We start from the raw sequence: 24,672 nt of genomic DNA, 5'->3' as shown, positions 1-24,672 counted from the left end.
GCCGCTACGACTCGGTCACGGTTTCCTCGTCGACCGGTTTGATTCGGTGTGTCGCGTCGTTGTGATCTTCGGGGGCCCGCAGATGGTACGTGACTTCACGCGGCTCTGTATCGTCGACGTACGGTGTTTTCCCTTCACGCGTGATAGTGTCTGTTTCTCCCGGCTTCAGTTCCCCATCAAACCGACCGACGGGCGCGTAGGCGACGCGCGGGCCGGTTCGGTTGAGTGCAAGGACGTACCGACCCGCGGTGTCGCCCGTGTTCGTGATCGTTATTTCGAGCGTCGGCATGGCGGGCTCAGTAACGCGCTCCGGTCCGTCGAGAGTCACGTCGAATGACGGTAACGGCGCTTTGAGCCTGTTCTGAACTGCCTCCGGCGGCGTCCACTCCCCGCTCGGCCAGGACAGTCTGGCGTCGCTGGCTGATCCGGTTGCCGGGAGATCGAAGACCAGCGGTCCACCGGTCTCGGTGAACTGCTTGCCCCATTCACCGTCGCGATACAACCCGTTCCTCAACGTCTGTGGGCTGTACGTCGACCCGTCGAATCTGAGCGAGAACGCGGTGCGGTCTGTTCCCGAACCTTCGACAGCCGCTGTCAGCACGAGGAACTGCCCATTGGCTGACTGAACAGTGATCGAGTCGGTGCCGGGGACCACGGCGCCGGGCGTCACTGCGGCGTCCGTGACTGTCACCGCGGGCGGCGACCCAGTGTCGGCTTCGCTGACGCCTGGTGACGGCACTGGCGTCACTGTCCCGGTGTCCTCAGTCTCTCCCTGACAGCCTGCACCGGTGATAGCCAGTCCGCAGAGCGCCAGAACGCGGCGGCGGTACATGGCTCTGCGTTACCCTGCCCCGGATAAATACTTTCAGAAGGATCGGGTTCAGTTTTGACCGACCGTTTCCAGTTCGGCCCGGAATAGACCTGTCTCCGTGACCTGGGAAGTCTGTGTCGCTGCGAAGGCAGGTGGTGTCAGATTAAATAACATCTTAATTAATGTTTGTGACTAACCAAAAGCTTTTGACAATTCCGTTGGTTTCAGTCAAACGTATATCAGGTTGGGGGATTGGGTGGCGGTACCTTCCCTACGTGGTGATATCAATGAGTAAATCAACGAACGGCCGAACGGCCCCCAAATCGATGCGTCACAAGCAAATACTCGACGTAGCGGCCGAGAACCCAGAGGCGTCCATCGCAGAGCTTGCGGCCGAAGTACCGAGCGCGACAGCGGAACTGGTCGAGCGAGTTCTTGAGGAACACGGCGATCCGGCTGAGGCCGACGAGACCGAAACAGCCGACCAGTCACAGAGTGACCCGTCGACGGAGTCACAGTCGTATCCAGCCCCTGCGGATCTCTCGTCGACAGAACGTGAGACGATCCGCGCAATCCAGAAACACCCCACCGCGTCCCAACGAGACCTCGCGGAGAAGCTCGGCGTCACTGCCTCGACGGTGAGCAACCGCGTCAACGGGATCGACGGGTTCGACTGGGCGAACCGAGAAGCGTTCGCAAACGCCGTTTTCAGCGATGGAGAAGACGAATCTGCGACGATCTCGGACGAGGCAGAAACCCAGGCATCCGATACCCAATCGCCAGAGTCAACAGACAATCCCGACGAAGCCGACAGTCAAGCGTCAGGCCCTGATACTGCGCCCGCCGACGGCCACCGCTCACCAACGGCGGTCGAGACAGCGGCCGGCGAAGTGAACACCACGCTGACTACGTTCCAGTCGACTGTCGAAGACCTCTCCGCACAGCTGGCCGAACTCGAAGGGCAGGTCGAAACCGTCGCCGATGGCGGCGGCTCGCCACAGCCGTTTCAGGACCCGGAGCTTGTCCACAAAGTCGTCCACGCGTGTATGGACTCCGACAAAATATCTGAAGAGGAAGAACTCCGGATTCTGGATTCGCTGCTCTAGTTGTACTATCGCCAGCGGTGGCCGACTCTTAGTGCTTGAAAAGCCGTTTTTCCCGCAAATCATACCCCCACACTGTCTACATACCAAGCTCTCTACACACCGTCTGGGTAGGGAAAGTTGCGTTGAAACAGTACTGTTTTAATACTTACAGATCGGGAGTGGTCATATGGTTGACGGATTTGATAAAATAGGTGGTGAGTATCTACGTATCAAGCTGGCCCTTGTAGTATGGGCGTTTGTTACAATTTCTTCTTCACTAATAATTCAAAGGTTTACTGAGGGCCTATACGGATTAGCCATCCCTTTGATACTGGGCGTCCTATTCGCCCTCTTTGTATATCGCGGAATCTAACGCTCTAGAGTCTGGATTCACTAATAAGAAATATCTGAGGAGAGGTTCAGTTGTACTCTCGCCAGCGGTGGCCACAGTCCTGGCATTTGAAGAACCGCGTCGGCGGTTCGTCGGCTGACCCGGTCTGTTTGATCGTGTACCACGCTTTCCCGTGCCCGCATTCCTCACAGGTCACGTCGTCAGCCGTCGGCTTCCCCTCGAAGTTCGAGCCTTCTTCGGTCTCTATCAGTTCGTCGTCGCTCTGTTCGTCCGTGCTGACGAACGCCGCCGCGCGGTCCTCGTCTTTCGCGACCCGCGCGCCACAGGACTGACAGACCATCTCGTCACCATCGGCGTGCATCATCGAACCACAGTCGTCGCAGAACTGCATACACGCTCGTCGGACACCGAAACAAAAAGCCGTTACTGCTCGTCCTCGATTTCGTGTTGCTCGGCGACGACCGGACAGTCCAGCAGCCGGACCGTCTCCATGTCGAGGAACTCCATGATTTCGGTCCCCTCGTTCGTGCAGTGTGCGTTCGGCGGTGCCGAGAAGTGTTCGCACTGCTCGCAGTAGCGGTGCTTCGAGACCTCCGCGTAGCGGCTCTCGGGCGTGGCCTCGCTATTGTCACCCTCAGCGATTTCTGCCCACACCTTGTCCGCGTCGATGTGATCGACGTCGACCCGCTCGAACGCGCTCTCGCCACTCCCGAAGGGGTCCTCGCCGCGGTCGTCCATTCCCGAGAACGGGTCGTCCGGGTCGGGTGACGACCCAGAAAGGGGACTGTCCGATTCAGTCGCTGAATCCGAACGGAACTCTTCCGTGTCGACGGCCGAGAGCAGGTCGTCATCATCATCACCATCAGTTGCACTGGATCTCGTCTCGGACGCATCGTCGTCCGGTTCGTCGCTCGATTCGCTGCCCGGCCACCCGTCGTCGGGTGGCTGGCGTGGATCTGCCGAGTCGTTCGCGTCGCCAGACCCCGCATCGAGGCGCTCGAACGGGTCGCCCTCGCGGTCCTCACCTGTGTCGAGTTCGTTGAAGGGATCTCGTTCGTCGTCACTCATTGGTCTCGCCCGGTTCAAGCTGTGCTGCGGCCACCAGCCGCGCCTTCGAGCGGATAATGCCGCCTTCGGGCCGCACGTCCGACACTGTTGTGTTGCAGTGAGGACACTGGGGTTCGGTCAGTAGTCCGATATCGACCTGTTCGTCACAGTTCGAACATCGTGCCGTCGAGATGTTCTCCTGTGCCGCGGCGCGTTTCAGCCGGTCGACCGCTTTCTGGTTCTGGTCCCGGCCACCCTGGTCGTCGCGGAGGTCGCTGACGACCCAGGCGACGCGGGTGAGTTTGTCCTCGACATCGTCGAGACGGGCGTCGATGTCGGTGACTCGCTCGTCCTGTGTTTCGAGCGAGTCGGTCACCTCACCTCGAAGCGCGGTGAGTTCCGTCTCTATCTCTTCGATCTCTCGTGTGAGTGTCTCGATGCGGTCGAACTCCTCGTGGCTGTGGTCGGCTGGCGCTTTCGCGTCGGCCTCCCGTTTGACCTGCACGACGCGTTCGCGGACGTCGTCGATCTTCGTCTGAAAGTCCGCTTCGAGCGCGTCGAACCGATCGGCGAGCTGGCGTTCCACCGTGTCGACAATATCAGGGAGATGGGAACTGACAGCGCTCTCGGTCGCCGCTTCGACTGAGCCGTTCAGCTTCTCGTCCACGGTCGCAGCGACGACGGCATCCAGTTCGTCTGCCGACGGCTGGAGCAGGTCATCTATCTCGTCGTCCGAGTCAGCTGCCGTCATATATGCGGCCAACAGTTGCTCCATGACGGCGTCGCGAGGCACGCCGAGCGTCTCGGCCTGCTCGGTCAGCCACTCGTCTAGATCTGCAGATAGCTCGACGTACACTCCTCCGTCATCAGTCGACTCGGAGGACATTACGACACTCTTGACGAACAAGACTGATAAGGGTTTACCGCCGATTTCAGATACCGAGAGTGGAAGCGACCACTCAGCACCGTTCTCGTTGTTCTCTGTCGACAGCTACTGCCAGTTGTCCCGCCGACTATCGCTATCGAATCTTGCGAACGTCGCTGATATCGAAGCCGGCCTCGCCAAGTTCCGTCTCGAACTGGACGATGTCCTCGTCCTCAATCTGTGAGAGGACGCCGCGGAACTGTTGGACCACGAGGGTCCGGGCCCGGGTGGAACCGCCGGATTCCCACGCGAACTCCATTGTGCCGTGGGAGGCGTCGACGAGCTGTCCGTGTTGTACCGACGACAGCGTCTCTGGATTGACGTGTAAGAGGATGAGTCCACCCCACTGGTGGGCCGCCTTCTGGATCCCCTGAACGAGCGAGCTGATGTCCGACCAGCTGACTTCCTCGTCCGTCGCGCTGACGAGGTCCGACAGCGAGTCGATGACGACGAGGTTGCCTGCCGACACCTCGTTCAGGACCATGCCCAGCGTCCCGAGCAGGTCCTCCCGCTCGTGACGGGCTCGGAGGTCGGTGATCGACGCGGTTTCGCTGGCGTACCAGCCCCGTGGCACCGGACTGATGTGGAAGTACCGCTCCGAGAGGTCGTGGAACTCGACCGCCTCGCTCCCTTTGTCGACCACGTCGTCGTCCATCGCCAGCCGCATCTCGCTGACCAGTTGCGACTCGTTCGCGGTAAATGAGATGTAATGAACTTCTTCCGGGGCAACGGCGTCGGCCGAGAGGTCGCCGTAGTAGAGGTCGTGCAGCTCGCCGTCTACCTTCCCGAGCCCGTTGATGAGAGCGCTCGTATGCATGAACTCCCGGGAGCCAGCGCCGGCCTCGCCGGAGAGCAGGACGACGCTCCCGGCGGGCGCTCCACCGTTGATGATGGAGTCGAGCTGGCTGATTCCGAACGGGATTCGCTTCATACGTCCACCTACCTACGCGGTCGCTTAAACGCTTGGCCTGCCGCGGCGGACATGGTCAGTGTGGCGACAGCGCGTCCCGAGACAGTCACCGCCAGACGGCACGGCCGAGCCGGGTCTCCGAGAGGTCGAAATCGAAGCGGTCCGTCCAGAGGAGGCCGGCCCCCAGCAGCGCGGCCAGACCGACAGGCACCCAGTTCGCGTAAAAGAGGTTGATACCGCCCCACAGCAGGACGAAGCTCACCAGATCATCGAGCATGAACGGGCAGTCCCGGAGTCGCTGGCGGAGCCCTGCACGGTCGAACCCGAAGTCGAACAGCAGAACGGCGACCGAGCCCGACAGGAGCCAGCCGGCGTAGTTCTGCCACGGAACGCCGTAGAACTGGGGTACCTCGTAGATCCAGAAGCCGATAGCCACGGCACCCGGATCGAGCACGAGGTCGACGAGCATGACCGTCGCTAGCGTCGCCAGCAGTCGAACAGCGGTCGACGCCGCTTTGTTGCCGAGTAACAGCAGGACGAGCAGGTAGGCGTTCAGGACCAGCGGGAAGAAGAAGACTGGGAGCCCGAACGGCACCTCGCCCAGCAGCATCGGGCCGAGGTCGACACCGTAGCTAAATTCTCCGTAGGGCCAGCCGGTCCGGACGCCGACGAGTTCGATGCCGTAGGAGTAGAGCGTCAGCGCGACCAGCGCAAGCCCGGCACGGCGGTCTACGAGCGGGAAGACGCCGGCGGCCAGCGGAAGCCGCATCACGAACGTCCCGAACAGGACGAAGTAGGGGTTGAACGCGAGCGGATCGGGCAGGAGTCCTTCGGCGCTTGCAAGCAAGGTCACCGCGCCGACGAGCGGGAAGACGACAGCGATGGTAAACCGGTTCTCGGTGACGAACTGGTCGAACTGTGCGGTCGCGTCGGTCTTTGTCTCCGGGAGCGTCCAGCCCGCTATGGTCCGGTCTTCGCCGCTACCCATACAGCATCACCCACAGCGCGATGAGCGTGAACACCATGCCGACGATGGTGTTGATCGCCGGATACCACCAGTACGCCTCGTCGATATCGACGCCGACGCCGAGAATCCCAAAGACGAGGCCTGGGTAGACGAGCAGTAGCAGGCCGAACACCCAGTGCGTGAAGTTGAACGCGAACGCGGCCATGAGCCAGCACATCACGCAGTAGTAGTAGGTGTTCGACTCGCCTAGGAACGTCGCGGTTGTCTGAATGCCGGCCTCGCGGTCGGGTTCGATGTCGGGAATTGCCGAGAAGGTGTGCATCCCCATCGCCCAGAGCCACGCGCCAACCACCGCCGTTGCTGGCGGGGCCACCCCTTCGATAGCGGCGTAGCCGATGACACCGGGCAGAATGTACAGGCCGTTCGAGATGGAGTCGAGGAACGGCGTCGTCTTGAACCGCAGCGGCGGAGCCGAGTACTCGACGGAGAGCGCAATCCAGGCAATCAGGGCCACAACGCCGAGCGTCGGCAATCCGAGGATGAACAGTAACGCGAGCGCACCGCTGGCGACGACGATGGCTGTGACGGCATTATCCCCACGGTAGCTGACCTCCCGGCCGTCGTCTTTCTTGGGATTGTGTTCGTCGATGTCGGCGTCAAAGATGTCGTTGACGCCGTAGAGGAACACGTTCCCGGGAATTGTGAAGTACAGAAACAGCGCGATAGCCAGCGGCGAGAACAGCTCTCCCGGGCCGTCGGCTGCGTAGCTGACGCCGACGATGACCGGACCACCGAGGTAGAGCCAGAACCGTGGGCGGGAGAGCCGCAACAGGTAGCCCACGAGCGTCTCCTCCGGCGGGATAACGGCGGTGAGACGGTCGGTCGGGAGTTCTGGCATTACTCAGGCGGTGTCTTCGATGAGCGCCTCTGCGGTGTGTTCGCCGCTGATGAGACACATCGGCACGCCGATGCCGGGCGTCGTGAACGACCCCGTGAAGTAGAGCCCGTCGACGGCCGACGAGCGGTTGTTGGGCCGCAGCAGGGCTGTTTGGCGGAGTGTGTGCGCCAAACCGAGGGCGGTCCCCTCGGTGGCGTTGTACCGCTCGCCGAAGTCGGAGACAGCGAACTGCTTCTCGTAGACGATGCGGTCGCGCAGGTCCACGCCGGTGTTGTCGGCGATGTCGGCGAGAACCTTCTCGCGGTACTCTTCGCGGATCTCGTCGCCGTCGTGCAGGCCCGGCGCGATAGGGACCAGCACGAACAGGTTCGAGTGCCCATCGGGGGCGACGGTGTCGTCGGTCTTCGAGGGGACACAGAGGTAGTACGCCGGGTCGTCGGGCCACGCCGGCTCCTCGAAGATGTCGTCGAAGTGGGGGTCCCAGTCCGTCGGCAGGACGAGCGTGTGGTGTTCCAGCGGCTCTACGTCGCCCTCGACGCCCATGTACATGAGGAAGGCGGACGGCGCGTACGTTTTGTCGTCCCAGTAGTCGTCGTCGTACTGGCGCTCGTGGTCCGGCAGGAGTTCCCGCTCGGCGTGGCCGTAGTCGGCGTTGACGACCACTTCGTCAGGGTGGGTCGTGTCACCGTGGACCGTCTCGACGAGGAACCCTTCCTTCCGCCGGGAAATTTCCGCGACCTCGGCGTCGGTCTCGTAGGTGACGCCCAGTTCCTCGCCGAGTTCGACGAGGCCGTCGACGACCGCGCCGACGCCACCGTCGGGGTAGTAGACACCGAGGTTGAAGTCGACGTGACTCATCATGTTGTACAGCGCTGGCGTCGTCCGGGGCGAACCGCCGAGGAAGACGAGCGTGTACTGCATGATCTGCTGGAGCTTCGGGTGCTCGAAGTAGTCCTCGACGTGGCTCTGCATCGTGCCGATGAGCTGGAGGCCGACCGGGGCGGCGGTCATCACGTCGAGGTCGACCCAGTCGCGAAGCTTCGAGCGGTCCTCGTAGACGAACTTGTTCATCGCCGTCTCGTAGTGACGTTCGCTGGTCGACAGATACTCATCGAACGCCTCACCCGCGCCGGGCTCGTACTCCTCGAACTTCTCGCGCATCTCGTCGTTGTTGCCGGTCACGTCGATCTGGTCGCCGTCCTTGAAGAAGATGCGGTAGTGCGGGTCGAGCCGCTGGAGGTCGTAGTAGTCGCGTGGCTCTTTCCCGAAGTACGCGAAGAAGCGCTCGAACACGTCGGGCATCAGATACCACGACGGACCCATGTCGAACCGGAAGCCATCCACTTCTAGCCGGGACGCACGGCCCCCGAGCTGCTCGTTTTTCTCCAGTAGCGAGACGTTCGCACCTGCATCCGCAAGGTAGCACGCAGCGGAGAGCCCACCGATACCGCCACCGACAACGGTCACGTCTTCACCGGACAAGTCACTCATTACTAGTATTGAGGGGCTGGAACGTCAATAAATGAGCGGCCAAACTGCATCGGTATGGCACTCGTGGCCATATGTCGGGACACCGAGTGGCTCAGTGGGAGACGTATATGGGCATGGGGAACAGACTGACACGTATGGAACCTGACCTTGCAGCACTGGACGCATATCTCGATGACGCCGGCGTCGATGGTTACCTCCTTGACGCGGATTCCGAGGTGTCAGACCAGTACTATCTCTCTGGTTTCGACGCCCCGGACCCGTTCATCACGCTATACGATGGTGACACGCATCTCCTCTTCCCACGGAGTCTCGAGTTCGGCCGAGCTAAGCGCGAGTCGCGGGCCGAGACTGTCGAACGATACGTCGACTTCGACCATCAGCGGAAAGTCGAGGAGTACGGCCCTGACGAGGCCGTTTCACACGTTCTCGCGGACTTCCTCGCGGCCTACGACGTCGAGAGCGTGGCCGTGCCGCCGCGGTTCCCGCTCCGGACCGCAGACAGCCTGCGGGCACGCGGCGTTGACGTGACGGCGGACACCGACGGCATCGTCACGGAAATCCGGGCAACGAAAACCGAGACAGAAGTCGACCACATCCGGACGGCGCAGCGGGCCAACGAAGCGGCGATGGCGGCAGCCGAATCGCTGCTCGAAGCGTCGGATATCGCCGAAGACGACACGCTCGAAGTCGACGGCGAGACGCTGACGAGCGAGCGAGTGAAAGAGGAGATAGAGGTGACGCTGCTCCGGCACGGCTGCTCGCTGGACGAGACTATCGTCGCCTGCGGGGCGGACGCTGCGGACCCTCACGACTCTGGGAGCGGGCCGCTCGTCGCCCACGAGCCGATTATCATCGACATCTTCCCGCAGGACAAGGCGACGAAGTACCACGCCGACATGACGCGGACGTTCGTGAAAGGCGAACCAAGCGAGACGGTGCGTGAGTGGTACGACCTCACTGAGCGTGCGATGGAAGCCGCGTTCGACGCACTGGAACCCGGCGCGACCGGCGCGGACGTACACGACGCCGTCTGTGATGTGTACGAGGACGCCGGGGAACCGACGCTGCGTGACGACGACCGAACTGAGACGGGGTTCATCCACAGCACTGGCCACGGCGTCGGGCTGGATGTCCACGAACTCCCACAGCTGTCACCGAACGGCGGCGAACTCGAACCGGGGCACATCGTCACTATCGAGCCCGGCCTCTACGACCCTGCTGTCGGCGGGGTCAGAATCGAGGACATCGCCGTCGTCACCGCTGACGGCTACGAGAACCTGACCGAGTACGAGATCCAGTTCGTCGTCTGAGCTAGCCGAAGAGGCCCGAAAGTCGTAGTAGAAGTCTCATTTTGGCCATCGGTTCCAGATGTGCATTCCTAATCAACGTACTTGTTACCATGCCCCAGTATTTTCCGCGCCACCATCATGAACATTTATTATTGATGGGTCGAAAGGTGGTGATACCTAATGCTTGTATCCGACGTACGCCCCGCACGCCGACCCGACACCGAACCGCCCACGAACCACAGACGACGGCCGACACGACCCCCAGGATGACAACACGAATCACGACCCCCCGAAACGACGACTCGTACCCGACAACCACGCTGCCCTTCGACGTCGCGGATGACCAGTCCCGGTCCCGCCGTGCGCCGAAGATGTTCTCGCCGACCAATCACGCCACGATGGGCCAGTTCGACACTGAGGCCACGGACCCGCGCTGAACTGGGACACAACGCATATCCCGACGGCACGCCTCCACTTCGATATGTCCGATTACACCACAGTATCGATTCCGAAGGACCTCGCGGAGCGCGTCGAAGAGACGATCGAAGGGACGAGTTTCTCCAGTACCTCCGACCTCGTTCGGTTCCTACTCCGGAGTATCGTCGTCGAACACCAGCGTGAAGGAGAACTGACTGAAGCGCAGTTCCAGGATATTACCGATCAGTTGCGGGACCTGGGCTATCTGGAGTAGTCGGGTCGGTACTGCGGATACTTCTCGGGCGGCTCGATATCGAGAACTGTGATCTCCTGCGCCTGTCCGGCTCTATCAAAGGCTCCGAAGGCGTCGAGATCCCACGGCGGGATGCCGACGAAGACCACCTCGTGCAGGTCATCAGTCTTGCTGACTCCCATGTATCCGTCGGGATGAGAGACGAACCGACCCTGCGTCTGGCCGGCCGGCGTCCCCAGATCGACGCCAAACACTGCATTTACTGAGGCCCCCGCTGACGGGAGATAAAAATCAGTGAATACCGGCGTCTCGTCCGGTAGATCCGCATCAGGAAGCTCCTCTGCAGGCGTGACGGCCAGCGAAATCGTCACGTCATCAGGTTCGGCCTCGCTGGCGAGCCGTAACAGCGTTTCGACGAGTCCGCGTGTGACGTAGACCACGCCATACCTTCGCACGGCCCGGGTAAAACGGCGTCGTTTGACCCGATTTAGCCGAGCACGAGCGACTTGAGGTTCTTCGCGTACAGCCCCGGTGTCCGGCCGCGGGACCCGCGAAGTGCGTAGGCGATGGCCTCGGCAGCGTCTTCCATCACGCCCTCGCCGTGTCCGACTAAGACTCGCTCGGGATCGAGGCGGCTGAGCTTCTTGGGCGGGAACAGACGCAACATCGGATGGACGCCGAGGCGTTCGTCGCCGGCGAGGAAGTAGTCCGCCGCCCCGACCGCCTCGGGGACGACGAGCGTGTCGTCTTCGTCGCCATACAGCGCGGCTTCTTGCCAGAATCCGTTGTTGATAATCTTGTGAACGCCGTAGTCCGTGCCCGGCAGTTGTTGGTGCATGCGTTCGACCGGTGCATCGATATCTTCTTCGACACCTGACATCCAGTCGGGGATATACACCGACGCATCGTGTCGGTTCGCAACGGCGGCGCTGTCGCGTTTGTGCCGATCCAGCAGGATGATGACACCGGCGACCTCGCCGAACTCGGCGAACAGGTCGTCGATACCGTCGACGTCTATCGGGTCGACGACGAACACGCCGGCCTCCGTTTTGAGGACGTGGCTCGCCCGGACCATCATTTCGTCGGGGTACGGAATGTAGCTCACGCCGCGCTCCCAGCGATTCGTCTCCAGCCACTCTGTCGCTTCGTCCTGACCTTTCATTGGCATACGCTTCCGTACGAGCCTGACGGGAATAAATGGTCGAGAACGGGAAACACGCGTGCTGGGGTTGTTTCGCCCTCGAAACGGCGTCCACAGCGGCTTTGTCGGTGGCGGTCGAAGCGCCGATATGCTCTCATCGCCCGCGTGGCTCACGCTAGAAGTGAAGTATCCCGACCGTGCGACGGCGTTCTACGAGGCCTTTCTGGAACTCGACGTACTTTCAGAGGGGACAGACGAGGCTGTGCTCGCGGCCGGCGACACCGAGATCAGACTCCGCGCGCCGGGGGCGGTTCCGCGCGGTGGGCTCCACACGCACTATGCGCTCACGATTCCCGAGCGGGAGTACGACGACTGGTACGACCGACTGGACGAGCGCTTCGACTTGGTCGAACACTCTTTCGGGGACGCGCGCTCGCTGTATTTCTACGATCCGCAGGGTAACTGCGTGGAACTCGGTGAGCGGGCGGTCGACGGCACTGGCGTCACGAGCCTGTTCGAACTTGTCCTCGAAGTCGAGGACCTCTCCTCGGCAGTGGAGTTCTACACTACCCTGGGGTTCGAACTAGTTGACGACGGCCGCGACGAAGGCCGCGTTCGGCTTTCGACCGGCGACCTCGACCTGGAACTCTGGTCACCACGGCTTGGCATCGCCGACGCCCGCGGCGGCGTCCACGTCGACTTCGGCGTCGTCACCGACGACCCGAAATCGACGGCCAGGGAGGTCGCTGACGACGCCCTCTCGGTCACCTCCGTCGACGAGGGCGTGCGAATCCGGGATCCGGACGGCCACTACCTGACGCTGGTTTCTGCGTAAGCGGCCACCGTTCTCCGTGCCACCCGGAGCGGATATAATGACCTCCCCCTGTACTAGTAGCCGTATAGGCCCCTCATAGGTAGGTTCTTTTCGTATCGAGGGCCACGTTCGAGTCGAGGATGTCCCCGACTGACTCCCGGACCAAGCACGATGTCCCTGCGAAGGCGACGCTGTTCTGTCCGGACTGTGGGCACCAGAGCAGGTACGACGGTGACTGGGCCGTGGTCGAACGGCGCGGTAGCACGCACTACCGCTGCCCGGGGTGCCACGCACCGATTACGACCCGACCGAACCACACTAGCCGCGGAACGTCTCGGTTCTTCGACGCCTACTGGCAAGCGTGGAACCACGGCATTCGCGCATGGAACGGACTGGTGCACCGACTTCTCTCTCCGTGAGCGGTCGCGCTAGCCTTCCCAACGGCTGAAACTGCTACGCCTGCGGTTTCGACGACTAGAGAAACACATCGCCCACTACAGGATCGCTCGGTGAATACACCTGTTTTACTGGTCAATCCAGCCGCTCAGAGTCGATGCTGACACCCGGCGGTGTCACAATCAGGAACCCGCGGAAGTGCATCAGCTCGCCGCCAGCCTCCCGGACCGGTCGGGCGAACCCGGCGGCGAGTTCGTTCAGGTCACCCTCGACATTGAGGACCAATACCGACCCGTTTTCGATGGTATCGATCCACTGGTCGGGCGACTCCGACCCGTCAAGCACGCCGAGCACGACGCGATTGCTGCCGGCCCCATCACGGTCCTCATCCATCTGGTCCTCCACGGCCTGTAGGTCCAGCCCCTCGAAATCACTCATAGCCACACACATGGGCGGATAGAGCAAAAATCCTCCCCACCTGTCTGACGCGCGGCAGTCGCACTGTCTGCGGTTGTTTCCGTGTGCCATGTGCACGTGCCACCGTCTTATGAACAAGTATAAATACTGGAAGCATCCAGTTACGGGTGCTTATGTCCAACAACGAGGGCACGTCGGAATCTCCGGCGGATCGAGTTCTTCCAGGGCACACTGGATTCCACGTCTGAGATTACAGACGCACGGATTTTCGACACCACGCTGCGCGATGGTGAGCAGTCACCACGTACGTCGTTCAATTACGAGGACAAACGCGAGATAGCCGCGCTGCTCGACGAGATGGGCACCCACGTCATCGAAGCCGGGTTCCCCGTCAACTCCGACGCGGAGTTCGAGGCAGTGCGCGACATCGCCGAGTCCACGCGAGTGACGACCTGCGGACTGGCGCGTGTGGTCGAGAAAGACATCGAGGCGGCCTTGGATTCTGGTGTGGATATGGTCCACACCTTCGTCTCGACGTCGGACGTACAGTTGCAGGATTCCATGCACGCGACCCGTCAGGAGGCACTCGACACTGCCGTCGACTGTGTCGAGATGATCAAAGATGCGGGCGTCGAATGCATGTTCTCGCCGATGGACGCCACGAGGACTGACGAGGACTTCCTCGTCGAAGTCATCGAGGCCACGTCCGCGGCGGGGGCGGACTGGATCAACATTCCGGACACGTGTGGGGTCGCCACGCCGCGGCGGTTCTATGACCTCATTGAGATCGTCGACGACTGCACCGACGCCTATATCGACGTGCATACGCACGACGACTTCGGCCTGGCGTCGGCCAACGCCATCTCCGGCTTCGAGGCCGGAGCCAGCCAGGCGCAGGTGTCGGTCAACGGCATCGGCGAACGCGCCGGCAACGCGGCCTACGAAGAGGTCGTGATGGCGCTGGAGTCGCTCTACGACGTCGACACCGGAATCGACACCACCCGCATCACGGAGCTATCGCGGATCGTCGAGGAGAAGTCCAACATCGGGGTGCCGGCGAACAAGCCCGTCGTCGGGCGCAACGCCTTCTCCCACGAGAGCGGTATCCACGCCGCCGGCGTCATCGAGAACTCCGACACGTTCGAGCCGGGCGTCATGACTCCCGAGATGGTCGGGGCCACGCGCGAGCTCGTGCTCGGCAAGCACACCGGCGCTCATTCGGTCCGGGAACGGCTCGTCGACGCCGGATACGATCCGAGCGAGGCGGAGGTCCGCGAAGTGACTCGCCGCGTCAAGGAGTACGGCGCGGAGGAGCAAGTCACCATGTCGGTGCTTGAACGGTTCGCCGAGGAAATCGGCGTGACCGAGGAGAGCGAGGAGGTCCGGGCGTAGGCCAATGACCTCGCTTCCGGCCGTCACTACGAGTGAGCAGCCACCGGTGAGTACCTGGTTTCGAACGGCTGCCCGCCAACAACTATCACAGAACGTTTATTATTCGGGACGAACTGCATTCGGATGTGATGACCGCGGCTGCTGGGCGTCAGGTTCGAACCTCCGCCAGCACCGCGACCGCTATTCTCGGCGTGCGTATTGTAGGGGCACTATAGCCCCTCTCTTTACCTTTTCACCCCCGGCCGAATCGATTCGCCATACCACCACAGAGTCATCAGTCATGCACGCAGCACACACATCACCGCGGTATCGACCCCGAACACGAACAGATGGAGGGATGACACGATGAGCGAACGCGCATCCGTCCCCAAGGAAGAAGAAGCGGAGCCAGAAACCGAACAGGAGCCGGTCACAACGGGCGCGCAGTCGGTCATCCGCGCGCTTGAAAACGCCGGGACCGACTACGTCTTCGGCGTTCAGGGCGGCGCGATCATGCCCGTCTACGACGCGCTGTACGACTCCGACATCAACCACGTCACGATGGCCCACGAACAGGGGGCCTCACACGCGGCGGACGCGTACGGCGTCGTCACCGGCGACCCCGGCGTCTGTTTCGCCACGTCCGGCCCCGGCGCGACGAACCTCGTGACCGGCATTGCCGACGCCAACATGGATTCGGACCCGGTCATCGCGTTGACCGGGCAGGTCCCGACGGAGTTCGTCGGCAACGACGCGTTCCAGGAGACGGACACGGTCGGCATCACCCAGCCGATCACGAAGGAAAGCTACTTCGCCGCCGACTCAGACACCGTTGGCGACAACGTCAGCGAAGCGTTCGCGCTCGCTGACGCCGGCCGGCAGGGACCGACGCTGGTCGACCTGCCGAAGGACGTGACGCAGGGCGACACCGAGGTCGAACCCGGCGCTCCCGAGACGCCGGAGACCTACGACGTGCCTGAGGAAGCAGACGACGAAAACGTTCAGGAAGCCGCAGAGGCCCTGGCCGAAGCCGACCGCCCGGTCATCCTCTCGGGCGGCGGCGTCATCAAGGCAGACGCCTCAAACGCGCTCCGGGAGTTCGCAAAAGAGTACGAGATCCCGGTCATCACGACGATGCCCGGCATTGGGAGCTTCCCCGAAGACCACGAACTCTCGCTTGAGTGGGCCGGGATGCACGGCACCGGCTACGCCAACATGGCGATCAGCAACACCGACTGCATGCTGGCTATCGGGACGCGCTTCGACGACCGCCTGACCGGCGGCGTCGACTCCTTTGCCCCCGACGCGGAGGTCATCCACGTCGACATCGACCCCGCCGAAATCAGCAAGAACGTCTACGCTGATTACCCGCTCATCGGAGACGCCCGGAACGTGCTCCGGCAGCTGTTCGACGCGATGCCGCGCGCGCCGGACGCCGACGAGTGGCGCGACCAGTGCCAGACCTGGAAAGACGAGTACCCGATGGACTACGACACGCCCGACGACGAGCCGCTGAAGCCGCAGTGCGTCGTCGAGCAGTTCTCGGAGATGACGCCGGACGACACTATCGTCTGTACCGGCGTCGGCCAACACCAGATGTGGGCCTCCCAGTTCTGGGAGTACACCGAGCCCCGGACGTGGGTGTCGTCCCACGGTCTCGGGACGATGGGATACGGCGTGCCAGCCGCCATCGGTGCCAAACTCGCCGCGCCGGATCAGGAAGTTGTCTGCTTCGACGGTGACGGCTCGTTCCTGATGACTGTTCAGGGCCTGTCGGTCGCGGTGCGCGAGCAACTCGATATCACCTACGTCGTCCTGAACAACGAGGCGGTCGGGATGGTCCGCCAGTGGCAGGACGGCTTCTACGAGGGCCGCCGGATGGCCTCCGAGTACCCATGGATCCCGCAGTTCGACAAGCTCGCTGAGGCCTTCGGCGCACGCGGGTTCACGCTCGAATCCTACGACAATGTCGAGGAGACGATACAGGAAGCACGCGAGTACGACGGCCCGAGCGTCATCGACGCCCACATCGACCCCGGGGAGAACGTCTTCCCGATGGTCCCCAGCGGCGGTGACAACGGCCAGTTCGCGCTCAACGAAGACCATCTGGACATGATCTAACAATGACTGGAGGAATGCCAGGCCCCGCGCCGGACGAACGGATGCGCCCGAAGGGCCGACGTAACACGCAGGGAATCCGCGTCGACCCCGAGGCCGAAGTGACACACGAACCGCGACAGGCGGTGCTGTCCGCACTGGTCAAACATCGACCGGGCGTGCTTTCGGAGGTGTCGGCGCTGTTCAGCCGACGGCAATTCAACATCGAAAGCCTGACCGTCGGGCCGACAGTCGACGACGACACAGCCCGGATGACGATCCTCATCGAGGAGCCGGAACCGGGGATCGACCAGGCGAAAAAGCAACTTCGGAAGCTCGTGCCCGTCGTCTCGGTCAGGGAACTCGAAGGCGAGGCCGTCCGTCGGGAGCTCGCGCTGGTGAAAGTCAGCGGCGAGAAGCCCGACGACGTCAACGCTGTTGCTGATATGTACGACGGGCAGGCCGTCGACGCATCGACCGATTCGGTCACCGTCGAAATCACGGGTAGCAAGCAGAAGATCGACGCCGCCATCGAGGCGTTCAAGCAGTTCGATGTGCAGGAAATCGTGCGAACCGGGGCCGCCGCACTGGAACGCGGCCCGAAAACACTAGAGAAAGATGTCTGACNCGCCATCAGAGATGTGTATAAGAGACAGGTGCGAACCGGGGCCGCCGCACTGGAACGCGGCCCGAAAACACTAGAGAAAGATGTCTGACGAACTTACCACAACAGTCTATTACGACGAGGACGCTGACGTATCGACTATCGACGACGAGACCGTAGCCGTACTGGGCTACGGGTCGCAGGGCCACGCCCACGCGCTGAATCTTCATGAGTCCGGCGTCGACGTAATCGTCGGCCTCCGCGAGGACTCTTCGTCGTGGGCCGACGCCGAGGACGCGGGTCTCCGTGTCGAGACGCCAGACGTGGCCGCCGGCGAGGCGGACCGCGTCGTGATGCTCGTCCCTGACACGATTCAGCCGGCCGTCTACGAGGCCATCGAGGACGAACTGGACGCCGGCGACACGCTCCAGTTCGCCCACGGCTTCAACATCCATTACGGCCAGATCGAGCCGCCGGAAGACATCGACGTGACGATGGTCGCGCCGAAGTCGCCCGGCCACCTCGTGCGCCGGACCTACGAACGCGGCGAGGGGACGCCGGGTCTCATCGCAGTGTATCAGGACGCGACCGGCAACGCCAAGCAGGAGTCGCTGGCCTACGCGAAGGGCATCGGCTGCACCCGAGCCGGCGTCATCGAGACCTCCTTCCAGGAAGAGGTCGAGACGGACCTCTTCGGCGAGCAGGCCGTCCTCTGTGGCGGCGTCACCGAGATGGTCAAGGCCGGCTTCGAGACGCTGGTCGACGCCGGCTACGCGCCGGAGATGGCCTACTTCGAGTGTCTGAACGAACTCAAGCTGATTGTCGACCTGATGTACGAGGGCGGCCACATGGGGATGTGGAACTCCGTCTCCGACACCGCCGAGTACGGCGGCCTGACCCGCGGCGAAGAGGTCATCGACCGCGAGGGCATGGAGAAGATCCTCGAAGAGGTCCAGAACGGCGAGTTCGCTCGCGAGTGGATCAACGAGAATCAGGCCAACCGACCCGCCTACAAGCAGTATCGCGACGCCGAACAGAACCACCAGATCGAAGCCGTCGGCGAGAACCTGCGCGAACTGTTCGCGTGGGGTGAGGACGCCGACGCAGAGAAGACAGAAGCTCCAGCAGATGACTAACGAACGCACGAATCCAACGGACGGCGAACAGAACGACTCACGCACAACGATGGGGAGCATCGAGCACACGCACCCCGAAACGAACGGAACCTTCGGCGCGGTGTTTCGCCGCGGCCCGGTTGTGGCCGCCGACGGTGGCGAACGCGACGCGGAGGAGGAGACCGACGAGACGATGGAAGACATCGATCACGAAGCACCCGATGAGGGTGTCACTCGCGCGTACGAGCGTGGAACGGAAGGACGGGACGAGACAGTATGAGTTCGGGAACGCTGTACGACAAGGTATGGGACCAGCACAAAGTCACGACCCTGCCGAACGGTCAGGACCAGCTGTTCGTCGGGCTGCACCTCATTCACGAGGTCACCAGCCCGCAGGCCTTCGGCATGCTCAAAGAGCGTGGCCTTGAGGTCGCACGCCCCGACCTGACCCACGCGACGGTCGACCACATCGTGCCGACCGCCAATCAGGACCGGCCCTACAGCGACGACGCGGCCGAGACGATGATGGCGGAACTCGAAGAGAATGTTCGCGACGCCGGCATCCAGTTCTCGGACCCGACGACGGGCGATCAGGGCATCGTCCACGTCATCGGCCCGGAGCAGGGCATCACCCAGCCCGGCAAGACCATCGTCTGTGGCGACAGCCACACCTCGACCCACGGCGCGTTCGGCGCGCTCGCGTTCGGTATCGGGACGAGCCAGATCCGCGACGTGCTGGCCACCCAGACAATCGCGATGGAGAAACAGAAGGTCCGCAAGATCGAAGTCACGGGTGAACTCGACGAGGGCGTCGAGGCCAAGGACATCATCCTCGAAATCATCCGCCGGCTCGGGACCGAGGGCGGCGTCGGCTACGTCTACGAGTACGCCGGCGAGACCATCGAGAACCTCGACATGGAAGGCCGAATGTCCATCTGTAACATGTCCATCGAGGGCGGCGCTCGCGCGGGTTATGTCAACCCCGACGAGACCACCTACGAGTGGCTCGAACAGACGGACTACTTCCAGGAACACCCCGAGAAATTCGAGGAACTCAAGCCGTACTGGGAGTCGATCCGCTCGGACGACGACGCCGAGTACGACGACGTCGTCGAAATCGACGCCAGCGAACTGGACCCCGTCGTCACGTGGGGGACCACGCCCGGCCAGGGCATCGGCATCGACGACCCGATTCCGGAGCCCGAGGACCTGGCCGACGACAAGGTCGACACCGCCCGCCGCGCTCAGGACCACATGCGCGTCGAGCCCGGCGAGACGATGGAAGGGTACGACATCGACGTGGCCTTCCTTGGATCCTGTACCAACGCTCGACTGCCCGACCTCCGCCGCGCGGCCCGCATCGTCAAGGGCCGGCAGGTCGCCGACGACGTACGGGCGTTCGTCGTCCCCGGCAGCCAGCGCGTCCAGCGCGCTGCCGAGGAGGAGGGCCTGAAGGACATCTTCGAGGAAGCCGGCTTCGAATGGCGTAACGCCGGCTGTTCGATGTGTCTGGGCATGAACGAGGACCAGCTGGAGGGCGACGAGGCCTGTGCCTCCTCCTCCAACCGGAACTTCGTCGGCCGACAGGGCAGCAAGGACGGCCGGACCGTCCTGATGAATCCCCGGATGGTGGCCGCCGCGGCGATCACCGGCGAAGTGTCTGACGTACGCGACCTGAAGGAGGTGACCCTGGCATGAGCGACGCCACGGAGGACATCCCCGAAGTCGACTACGTCGAAGGGTCTGGTATCCCGATCCGCGGGAACGACATCGACACGGACCAGATCATCCCCGCGCGGTTCATGAAGGTCGTCACCTTCGATGGACTGGGCGAGTTCGCGTTCTTCGACCTGCGGTTCGACGACGAGGACAACGAGAAGGACCATCCGTTCAACGAAGAGCGGTTCCAGGACTCGAATGTGATGGTGGTCAACAACAACTTCGGCTGTGGCTCCTCCCGCGAACACGCGCCACAGGCCCTGATGCGCTGGGGCATCGACGCTATCATCGGCGAGGGCTTCGCCGAGATTTTCGCTGGGAACTGTCTGGCGCTTGGTATCCCGACGGTTACCGCCGACCACGAGACGATCAACGCGCTCCAGCAGTGGGTCGATGACAACCCCGACGGCAAGATTGAGGTCGACGTGCGGGCGGAGACAGTCACCTACGGCGATAACGAGATCAACGTCAGCGTCGACCGCGCCCAGCGCGAGGCCCTCGTCGAGGGCAACTGGGACACGACGGCGCTGATGAAGGCCAACCAGAACGCTATCGAGGAGACGGCCTCGGAGTTGCCGTACCTCGATCAGACGCGGTCGGATATCGAAGCGGACGATTAACTACGAGAACCGCTCTGCGTGTTCTCTGCGTAAGCGTCCGGTTCGCAGAAGCGGACGATTGACGCGAGGTCACTTTGTGACCTCGGTTTGTGCGAACGGCACAGCCGTGAGCACGAGCGGACCGCTTGTTGTTGCAGTTTAACAGCAGCCATGAATCTACGTAGTTCAGTCCTGAAAGCCATCGAAGCATCCACACGTTAGACCGTTCCACCGAACCGCTCGTTAGCGATTCTGGTTTATCTCTGGACTAGCAAAACATAATACTCATTCGACACTATCGCGTAATGTGTCTAATACTGGCGTTATCGGTAACATTGTCGACTGTTGGACAATTGCAGGGGTAATTATCCTCTCGGCACTCATCGTAGAAGTTCTTGAGCCACCATCAGGTAATACTAGTTGGCTGTTAATCGCTATCTTCTCATCTCAGGTTACACATATAGTATACTACAAGTATCAGCAGGTCGACGTTCAATAGCTTGCTCCTTCTCAATACGTCTCCGTATATCTACTTCTGTACGGGATATGTTTATTTAAGTGAGTGGCGTCCAATATTGAGAGCGAGTAATCAGTCGTCGGTTCGTGGAGAGCTACGGTTAGTCTCGGCGAGCGGTCGCATGCCGAGATAGATTTGCTTCAATGGCATCTGCAAACGCAGTGACGGCATTGTTGCCGGCATCAAGACTCAGGTACGGCTCGATGAGTTCGAGTTCCATCAGCAGGAATTCGCTCCCTCGTTCGACACCATCCACCCGGGCGTACGGGAAATTAATTGGGCTAATTCCTAGTTCCTTTCCTGCAGCTTCAAGGACGGCTGCGGCCTGCTCCACTATCTCACGGGGTGGCTCGTACGGTTCTGAGCTTCCGCCGTAATTGGGGTGAGCGCGGAAATCGTCTGCAGCTGGAAGCTGTCTAGTGGCATGGCTGAAACTACCTTCGAAGAAGACCAGTGACCGCTCGCCGTTGTCGATTTCGGGGGCGAACTGCTGAACGAGAACGTCGCTACTTGAAACCAGGTCCTCGAATCGCTGCTGGTGGTCTCGAGCTTCGTCGAGAGAGGTCCTCCAGATACGGGCCGATCTGGTGCCGACAGCGGGTTTTACCGCAACCTCTTGCCAGCCGTTGTCTTCTAGCACCGTCCTGAGATCGATTTCGGTGGACCGTTCAATCCACGTCGTCGGGAGAATCGAGACACCTCTTTGTTCGAGATCGCGGAGATAGAACTTGTGGTGGTTCCATCTGATTGTGTTGGCTGAGTTCAACAGTACGACATCCGCGTTCTCGATACGATCCAGCCAGTTCTGGAAGGCATCCAGTTGAGTGTGGTACTCCCAGCAGGAGCGGACGAGCACTGCATCGAAGCTGTCCCACTCTACCGTCGAGTCCGTCCAGAGAACTGGCTCCGTCAAGAGGCCGCGATTGCGTAACTCCGTTTGTAATGCTTGCCCATCCTCGGTCAAGTCGGGGGTTGTCTCACCGGTGACGATACCAATTCTGGCAGAGGACTGATCAGTCATTGGCGAATAATAAACAATGAAAAAGACTAACGCTCTTTGGTAGGAGATTGTTAGCACTGTTCTGTTGAATAGCGGTGTTAGTCGAGGTGGTTGGAATTTGAATCGGCTTGTTAGTAGCTGGCGCTGGTGGTCTCAAGACTGGGGTGGTTCCACGGTAGCTCAGAGGTCGCTATTCAACAGAGCAATCCTATTAGGGATGTAAAAAGCAATACGAGAGCCGGTTGCGTTCTTCCTGCATGGACCAGATCCGCGAGATACACATCGCGCCGCTGGGGCACGAGCGTGACCGGATCGCCGAACCGATTCACCAGCACAACGCCGACGACGTGTACCTCCTCACAGCGACGACGGAGCCGTCACGGTTGACGCCGTACCAGCAGGCACTCGTCGAGGAACTGGACGCTAACGGCGTCAGCGTCGAGCTACATCGATCGGATTTACACGACCTCTACGACGTGCTGGCCGAGGTTACGACGCTGACCGCCGATCATCCGGAAGACATCGTGCGCGTTAACGTCTCTAGCGGGCCGAAGGTGGCAGCTATCGGGAGCGCTATCGCGTGTATGGCGACGGCAGCAACGGCGTACTACGTCCATCCCGAGGAACACGTCCCATCTGTCTCTGCGGAGCCACTCACCCGCGGGATGGAGCGTGCGGAGGTCCTCCCTTCCTACCCTATCGAGGCGATATCCCGCGACCAAGTCGCGGTGCTGGACTATCTCAAGCGGACGAACACGGATACCTATACCGCGAAGAAGTCGGACCTCATCGGGTTCGCCGAGGACGCTGGTCTTTCGTTTATCGACGACGCCGACCCGGCAAACGAGAAGGCGAAGTTCGCGCTGTTGAACGCCAACATCGTCGACCCGCTGGTCGAAGACGGCTACATCGATGTCAAGGATGTCGGTCGGACGAAACAGATCGAACTGACTGAAACCGGCGAGAACGTCCTCCACGCCTTCCGACATAAGCTCTGAAACGGGTGTCGGCCTCGCTGTCACTACTTCGGCGGCGGCAATACTCGATGGACAGATAGTATAAATAGTAAAATTACCATCTGTAGTATCTATAGTATTGATAGTATTGAGGTAGTAAATACATATGAACCACCACAATACTCGGGTGCGCACGGTCCCCGGCGACGCGCTGTTCCCGTCGCTTCGGCCCTCCACCAGTTCGATGCGCTCGCTGGGGAGCCGTGCCACCGCGCTGCCATCCCTGTCTCGACCCGGAGCCGTCCTCCGGCTCGCCGGGTCGGGACGGTCCACCGCTGACGCACTGTACGAGCATGGCGCTGCCTTGGACCCGGGTCGGCTCCAGCAATAACCGCTTGCCGGACCCCGATACCTCCCGAGTAGCCTATGGAACCAGCGAACCGAACCACTTTCACCAGCCGGCTACGTGCCTCCCGCTATGACACACGAGATAGCCGTTATTCCCGGCGATGGAATCGGACAGGAGGTCACACCCGCCGCGGTCGAGGTACTTGAGGCCATCGACGCTGTCGACTTCGACTTCGTCGAGGGTGCGGCCGGCGACGCGGTGAAGGCGGAAACCGGCGAAGCGCTCCCGGAGGAGACACGCGAACTGGCGGCTGACGCCGATGCGACGCTGTTCGGCGCAGCCGGCGAGACAGCGGCCGACGTTATCCTGCCCCTTCGGCAGGTCGTCGGCTCCTTCGCCAACGTCCGCCCGGCCCGCTCGTATCCGGGACTCGACGCCGTCCAGCCCGACACGGACATCGTTTTCATCCGGGAGAACACCGAAGGTGTCTACAAGGGAATCGAGAGCGAGATTTCTGAGGGCGTCACCACTTGCACGCGGGTCATCACCGAAGACGCATCCGAGAAGATCGCCGAATACGGGTTCAGCTACGCGAAGCAGAACGGCTATGACGACGTGACGATTGCGCATAAGGCCAACGTCATGCGCACCACTGACGGGCTGTTCCTCGATGCAGCGTCGGCGGTCGGCGAGGACCGGGATGCGTCCTACGACACGGCGCTCATGGACGCGCTCGCGATGCATTTGGTCATGAACCCACAGGACTACGGCGTCGTTATCTGTCCGAACCTCGCCGGCGATATGCTATCGGACCTCGCCGCGGGCCTCGTTGGCGGTCTCGGCCTGTTGCCGTCGGCCAACATCGGCGAGGAGAACGCGCTGTTCGAGCCGGTCCACGGCTCCGCACCGGATATCGCCGGTGAGGGAATCGCCAACCCCTCGGCAATGATACTCTCCGCAGCGATGTTGCTCGACCACCTCGGCTACGACGAACAGGGCGATACAGTTCGGACGGCTGTCGAGTCCGTACTCGATTCCGGGCCTCGGACGCCGGACCTGGGCGGCGACGCATCCACTGAGGACGTGACCGCCGCGGTTATCGAGGAACTGTAGACCGTTTTCTCGTGTTCTA

Annotated in this window: 29 protein-coding genes; 17 read left to right on the top strand and 12 right to left on the bottom strand. The window is 61.8% G+C overall.

The window, feature by feature from the left end:
• Window positions 1–4: 4 nt before the first annotated feature.
• On the bottom strand, window positions 5–832 hold the full coding sequence (locus C443_RS07420) for a hypothetical protein (RefSeq protein WP_005535214.1): 828 nt from the start codon (window positions 830–832) through the stop codon (window positions 5–7).
• A 305-nt stretch (window positions 833–1,137) separates the two neighbouring features.
• On the opposite strand from C443_RS07420, the gene C443_RS07415 reads away from it, so the two are divergent.
• Window positions 1,138–1,917 carry a winged helix-turn-helix domain-containing protein gene (locus C443_RS07415; RefSeq protein WP_005535212.1) on the top strand — a complete coding sequence of 260 codons (780 nt, stop codon included), beginning with the start codon at window positions 1,138–1,140 and terminating at the stop codon, window positions 1,915–1,917.
• 166 nt (window positions 1,918–2,083) lie between these two features.
• Window positions 2,084–2,269, top strand: a complete 186-nt coding sequence (locus tag C443_RS07410) for a hypothetical protein (RefSeq protein ID WP_049943956.1) — start codon at window positions 2,084–2,086, stop codon at window positions 2,267–2,269.
• Between the two features lie 46 nt (window positions 2,270–2,315).
• Here C443_RS07410 and C443_RS07405 read toward each other — a convergent pair whose 3' ends face one another.
• The 7 genes from C443_RS07405 to crtD form a co-directional block, all read right to left on the bottom strand.
• The gene (locus C443_RS07405; RefSeq protein ID WP_005535209.1) at window positions 2,316–2,639 is read right to left on the bottom strand and encodes a transcription factor S; all 324 of its coding nucleotides are present in this window, start codon (window positions 2,637–2,639) and stop codon (window positions 2,316–2,318) included.
• Between the two features lie 32 nt (window positions 2,640–2,671).
• On the bottom strand, window positions 2,672–3,316 hold the full coding sequence (locus C443_RS07400) for a hypothetical protein (protein WP_005535208.1): 645 nt from the start codon (window positions 3,314–3,316) through the stop codon (window positions 2,672–2,674).
• On the bottom strand, window positions 3,309–4,181 hold the full coding sequence (locus C443_RS07395; protein ID WP_005535207.1) for a hypothetical protein: 873 nt from the start codon (window positions 4,179–4,181) through the stop codon (window positions 3,309–3,311). The genes C443_RS07400 and C443_RS07395 overlap by 8 nt, the downstream gene beginning before the upstream one ends.
• Before the next feature lie 133 nt (window positions 4,182–4,314).
• Window positions 4,315–5,151, bottom strand: coding sequence for an RAD55 family ATPase (locus C443_RS07390; protein ID WP_005535206.1), 837 nt, complete (start codon window positions 5,149–5,151; stop codon window positions 4,315–4,317).
• Window positions 5,152–5,236: 85 nt separating this feature from the next.
• Window positions 5,237–6,118 carry a bisanhydrobacterioruberin hydratase gene (cruF, locus tag C443_RS07385; protein WP_005535205.1) on the bottom strand — a complete coding sequence of 294 codons (882 nt, stop codon included), beginning with the start codon at window positions 6,116–6,118 and terminating at the stop codon, window positions 5,237–5,239.
• Window positions 6,111–6,995, bottom strand: coding sequence for a prenyltransferase (locus C443_RS07380; RefSeq protein WP_005535204.1), 885 nt, complete (start codon window positions 6,993–6,995; stop codon window positions 6,111–6,113). The genes cruF and C443_RS07380 overlap by 8 nt, the downstream gene beginning before the upstream one ends.
• 3 nt (window positions 6,996–6,998) lie before the next feature.
• On the bottom strand, window positions 6,999–8,486 hold the full coding sequence (gene crtD / locus C443_RS07375) for a carotenoid 3,4-desaturase (RefSeq protein ID WP_005535202.1): 1,488 nt from the start codon (window positions 8,484–8,486) through the stop codon (window positions 6,999–7,001).
• Window positions 8,487–8,620: 134 nt separating this feature from the next.
• Between crtD and C443_RS07370 the strand changes: the two genes are divergently transcribed.
• The 3 genes from C443_RS07370 to C443_RS07365 all read left to right on the top strand — a co-directional run bounded on the left by C443_RS07370 (window position 8,621) and on the right by C443_RS07365 (window position 10,466).
• Entirely contained in the window at window positions 8,621–9,796 is a 1,176-nt protein-coding gene (locus tag C443_RS07370; RefSeq protein WP_005535199.1) for a M24 family metallopeptidase, read from the top strand.
• A 245-nt stretch (window positions 9,797–10,041) separates the two neighbouring features.
• Window positions 10,042–10,212, top strand: coding sequence for a hypothetical protein (locus tag C443_RS21645; RefSeq protein ID WP_005535198.1), 171 nt, complete (start codon window positions 10,042–10,044; stop codon window positions 10,210–10,212).
• Between the two features lie 44 nt (window positions 10,213–10,256).
• Entirely contained in the window at window positions 10,257–10,466 is a 210-nt protein-coding gene (locus C443_RS07365) for a ribbon-helix-helix domain-containing protein (RefSeq protein ID WP_004515598.1), read from the top strand.
• On the opposite strand, the gene C443_RS07360 is transcribed toward C443_RS07365, so the two are convergent.
• Together C443_RS07360 and C443_RS07355 are read right to left on the bottom strand one after the other, a co-directional pair.
• Window positions 10,454–10,885, bottom strand: a complete 432-nt coding sequence (locus C443_RS07360; RefSeq protein ID WP_005535196.1) for a hypothetical protein — start codon at window positions 10,883–10,885, stop codon at window positions 10,454–10,456. The two genes, C443_RS07365 and C443_RS07360, sit on opposite strands and share 13 nt — an antisense overlap.
• A gap of 47 nt (window positions 10,886–10,932) precedes the next feature.
• Complete coding sequence (locus C443_RS07355) at window positions 10,933–11,613, bottom strand: hypothetical protein (protein ID WP_005535194.1); 681 nt, start codon at window positions 11,611–11,613, stop codon at window positions 10,933–10,935.
• A gap of 121 nt (window positions 11,614–11,734) precedes the next feature.
• Between C443_RS07355 and C443_RS07350 the strand changes: the two genes are divergently transcribed.
• Together C443_RS07350 and C443_RS20765 are read left to right on the top strand one after the other, a co-directional pair.
• Window positions 11,735–12,421, top strand: coding sequence for a VOC family protein (locus C443_RS07350; protein WP_005535192.1), 687 nt, complete (start codon window positions 11,735–11,737; stop codon window positions 12,419–12,421).
• A 119-nt stretch (window positions 12,422–12,540) separates the two neighbouring features.
• Complete coding sequence (locus C443_RS20765) at window positions 12,541–12,819, top strand: hypothetical protein (protein WP_005535190.1); 279 nt, start codon at window positions 12,541–12,543, stop codon at window positions 12,817–12,819.
• A 112-nt stretch (window positions 12,820–12,931) separates the two neighbouring features.
• On the opposite strand, the gene C443_RS07345 is transcribed toward C443_RS20765, so the two are convergent.
• Window positions 12,932–13,234, bottom strand: coding sequence for a DUF5779 family protein (locus C443_RS07345; RefSeq protein WP_005535188.1), 303 nt, complete (start codon window positions 13,232–13,234; stop codon window positions 12,932–12,934).
• Between the two features lie 126 nt (window positions 13,235–13,360).
• Here C443_RS07345 and C443_RS07340 point away from each other — a divergent pair, with 126 nt between their 5' ends.
• The 7 genes from C443_RS07340 (at window position 13,361) to leuD (ending at window position 20,739) form a co-directional block, all read left to right on the top strand.
• Entirely contained in the window at window positions 13,361–14,605 is a 1,245-nt protein-coding gene (locus tag C443_RS07340) for a LeuA family protein (RefSeq protein WP_080505461.1), read from the top strand.
• A 345-nt stretch (window positions 14,606–14,950) separates the two neighbouring features.
• Window positions 14,951–16,705, top strand: a complete 1,755-nt coding sequence (gene ilvB, locus C443_RS07335) for a biosynthetic-type acetolactate synthase large subunit (protein ID WP_005535184.1) — start codon at window positions 14,951–14,953, stop codon at window positions 16,703–16,705.
• A gap of 14 nt (window positions 16,706–16,719) precedes the next feature.
• Entirely contained in the window at window positions 16,720–17,307 is a 588-nt protein-coding gene (ilvN, locus tag C443_RS07330; RefSeq protein ID WP_005535182.1) for an acetolactate synthase small subunit, read from the top strand.
• An 82-nt stretch (window positions 17,308–17,389) separates the two neighbouring features.
• The gene (gene ilvC, locus C443_RS07325; RefSeq protein ID WP_005535180.1) at window positions 17,390–18,421 is read left to right on the top strand and encodes a ketol-acid reductoisomerase; all 1,032 of its coding nucleotides are present in this window, start codon (window positions 17,390–17,392) and stop codon (window positions 18,419–18,421) included.
• Entirely contained in the window at window positions 18,414–18,680 is a 267-nt protein-coding gene (locus C443_RS07320) for a hypothetical protein (protein ID WP_005535178.1), read from the top strand. The genes ilvC and C443_RS07320 overlap by 8 nt, the downstream gene beginning before the upstream one ends.
• Entirely contained in the window at window positions 18,677–20,098 is a 1,422-nt protein-coding gene (gene leuC / locus C443_RS07315; protein ID WP_005535176.1) for a 3-isopropylmalate dehydratase large subunit, read from the top strand. The genes C443_RS07320 and leuC overlap by 4 nt, the downstream gene beginning before the upstream one ends.
• Window positions 20,095–20,739, top strand: a complete 645-nt coding sequence (gene leuD / locus C443_RS07310) for a 3-isopropylmalate dehydratase small subunit (RefSeq protein WP_005535174.1) — start codon at window positions 20,095–20,097, stop codon at window positions 20,737–20,739. Before leuC ends, leuD begins: the two co-directional genes overlap by 4 nt.
• A gap of 596 nt (window positions 20,740–21,335) precedes the next feature.
• On the opposite strand, the gene C443_RS07305 is transcribed toward leuD, so the two are convergent.
• Complete coding sequence (locus C443_RS07305; RefSeq protein ID WP_005535173.1) at window positions 21,336–22,256, bottom strand: ATP-grasp domain-containing protein; 921 nt, start codon at window positions 22,254–22,256, stop codon at window positions 21,336–21,338.
• A 236-nt stretch (window positions 22,257–22,492) separates the two neighbouring features.
• Between C443_RS07305 and C443_RS07300 the strand changes: the two genes are divergently transcribed.
• The 3 genes from C443_RS07300 (at window position 22,493) to C443_RS07295 (ending at window position 24,653) form a co-directional block, all read left to right on the top strand.
• Window positions 22,493–23,233, top strand: a complete 741-nt coding sequence (locus C443_RS07300) for an HFX_2341 family transcriptional regulator domain-containing protein (protein WP_005535172.1) — start codon at window positions 22,493–22,495, stop codon at window positions 23,231–23,233.
• A 124-nt stretch (window positions 23,234–23,357) separates the two neighbouring features.
• Window positions 23,358–23,582, top strand: a complete 225-nt coding sequence (locus C443_RS21180; RefSeq protein ID WP_152423027.1) for a hypothetical protein — start codon at window positions 23,358–23,360, stop codon at window positions 23,580–23,582.
• 87 nt (window positions 23,583–23,669) lie between these two features.
• Window positions 23,670–24,653, top strand: coding sequence for an isocitrate/isopropylmalate dehydrogenase family protein (locus C443_RS07295; RefSeq protein ID WP_005535171.1), 984 nt, complete (start codon window positions 23,670–23,672; stop codon window positions 24,651–24,653).
• Window positions 24,654–24,672: the final 19 nt, after the last annotated feature.

The sequence above is a fragment of the Haloarcula argentinensis DSM 12282 genome (assembly GCA_000336895.1).
Taxonomy (GTDB): Archaea; Halobacteriota; Halobacteria; order Halobacteriales; family Haloarculaceae; genus Haloarcula; species Haloarcula argentinensis.
The sequence above is the reverse complement of the archived record's forward strand: the minus strand, read 5'-3'. Positions and strand labels throughout refer to the sequence as shown.

What these genes read in the sequence shown, in the direction of transcription:
- C443_RS07420 (WP_005535214.1), bottom strand. Translation starts at nt 832, where the DNA reads ATGTACCGCCGCCGCGTTCTGGCGCTCTGCGGACTGGCTATCACCGGT.
- C443_RS07415 (WP_005535212.1), top strand. Translation starts at nt 1,138, where the DNA reads ATGCGTCACAAGCAAATACTCGACGTAGCGGCCGAGAACCCAGAGGCG.
- C443_RS07410 (WP_049943956.1), top strand. Translation starts at nt 2,084, where the DNA reads ATGGTTGACGGATTTGATAAAATAGGTGGTGAGTATCTACGTATCAAG.
- C443_RS07405 (WP_005535209.1), bottom strand. Translation starts at nt 2,639, where the DNA reads ATGCAGTTCTGCGACGACTGTGGTTCGATGATGCACGCCGATGGTGAC.
- C443_RS07400 (WP_005535208.1), bottom strand. Translation starts at nt 3,316, where the DNA reads ATGAGTGACGACGAACGAGATCCCTTCAACGAACTCGACACAGGTGAG.
- C443_RS07395 (WP_005535207.1), bottom strand. Translation starts at nt 4,181, where the DNA reads ATGTCCTCCGAGTCGACTGATGACGGAGGAGTGTACGTCGAGCTATCT.
- C443_RS07390 (WP_005535206.1), bottom strand. Translation starts at nt 5,151, where the DNA reads ATGAAGCGAATCCCGTTCGGAATCAGCCAGCTCGACTCCATCATCAAC.
- cruF (WP_005535205.1), bottom strand. Translation starts at nt 6,118, where the DNA reads ATGGGTAGCGGCGAAGACCGGACCATAGCGGGCTGGACGCTCCCGGAG.
- C443_RS07380 (WP_005535204.1), bottom strand. Translation starts at nt 6,995, where the DNA reads ATGCCAGAACTCCCGACCGACCGTCTCACCGCCGTTATCCCGCCGGAG.
- crtD (WP_005535202.1), bottom strand. Translation starts at nt 8,486, where the DNA reads ATGAGTGACTTGTCCGGTGAAGACGTGACCGTTGTCGGTGGCGGTATC.
- C443_RS07370 (WP_005535199.1), top strand. Translation starts at nt 8,621, where the DNA reads ATGGAACCTGACCTTGCAGCACTGGACGCATATCTCGATGACGCCGGC.
- C443_RS21645 (WP_005535198.1), top strand. Translation starts at nt 10,042, where the DNA reads ATGACAACACGAATCACGACCCCCCGAAACGACGACTCGTACCCGACA.
- C443_RS07365 (WP_004515598.1), top strand. Translation starts at nt 10,257, where the DNA reads ATGTCCGATTACACCACAGTATCGATTCCGAAGGACCTCGCGGAGCGC.
- C443_RS07355 (WP_005535194.1), bottom strand. Translation starts at nt 11,613, where the DNA reads ATGCCAATGAAAGGTCAGGACGAAGCGACAGAGTGGCTGGAGACGAAT.
- C443_RS07350 (WP_005535192.1), top strand. Translation starts at nt 11,735, where the DNA reads ATGCTCTCATCGCCCGCGTGGCTCACGCTAGAAGTGAAGTATCCCGAC.
- C443_RS20765 (WP_005535190.1), top strand. Translation starts at nt 12,541, where the DNA reads ATGTCCCCGACTGACTCCCGGACCAAGCACGATGTCCCTGCGAAGGCG.
- C443_RS07345 (WP_005535188.1), bottom strand. Translation starts at nt 13,234, where the DNA reads ATGAGTGATTTCGAGGGGCTGGACCTACAGGCCGTGGAGGACCAGATG.
- ilvB (WP_005535184.1), top strand. Translation starts at nt 14,951, where the DNA reads ATGAGCGAACGCGCATCCGTCCCCAAGGAAGAAGAAGCGGAGCCAGAA.
- ilvN (WP_005535182.1), top strand. Translation starts at nt 16,720, where the DNA reads ATGCCAGGCCCCGCGCCGGACGAACGGATGCGCCCGAAGGGCCGACGT.
- ilvC (WP_005535180.1), top strand. Translation starts at nt 17,390, where the DNA reads ATGTCTGACGAACTTACCACAACAGTCTATTACGACGAGGACGCTGAC.
- C443_RS07320 (WP_005535178.1), top strand. Translation starts at nt 18,414, where the DNA reads ATGACTAACGAACGCACGAATCCAACGGACGGCGAACAGAACGACTCA.
- leuC (WP_005535176.1), top strand. Translation starts at nt 18,677, where the DNA reads ATGAGTTCGGGAACGCTGTACGACAAGGTATGGGACCAGCACAAAGTC.
- leuD (WP_005535174.1), top strand. Translation starts at nt 20,095, where the DNA reads ATGAGCGACGCCACGGAGGACATCCCCGAAGTCGACTACGTCGAAGGG.
- C443_RS07305 (WP_005535173.1), bottom strand. Translation starts at nt 22,256, where the DNA reads ATGACTGATCAGTCCTCTGCCAGAATTGGTATCGTCACCGGTGAGACA.
- C443_RS07300 (WP_005535172.1), top strand. Translation starts at nt 22,493, where the DNA reads ATGGACCAGATCCGCGAGATACACATCGCGCCGCTGGGGCACGAGCGT.
- C443_RS21180 (WP_152423027.1), top strand. Translation starts at nt 23,358, where the DNA reads ATGAACCACCACAATACTCGGGTGCGCACGGTCCCCGGCGACGCGCTG.
- C443_RS07295 (WP_005535171.1), top strand. Translation starts at nt 23,670, where the DNA reads ATGACACACGAGATAGCCGTTATTCCCGGCGATGGAATCGGACAGGAG.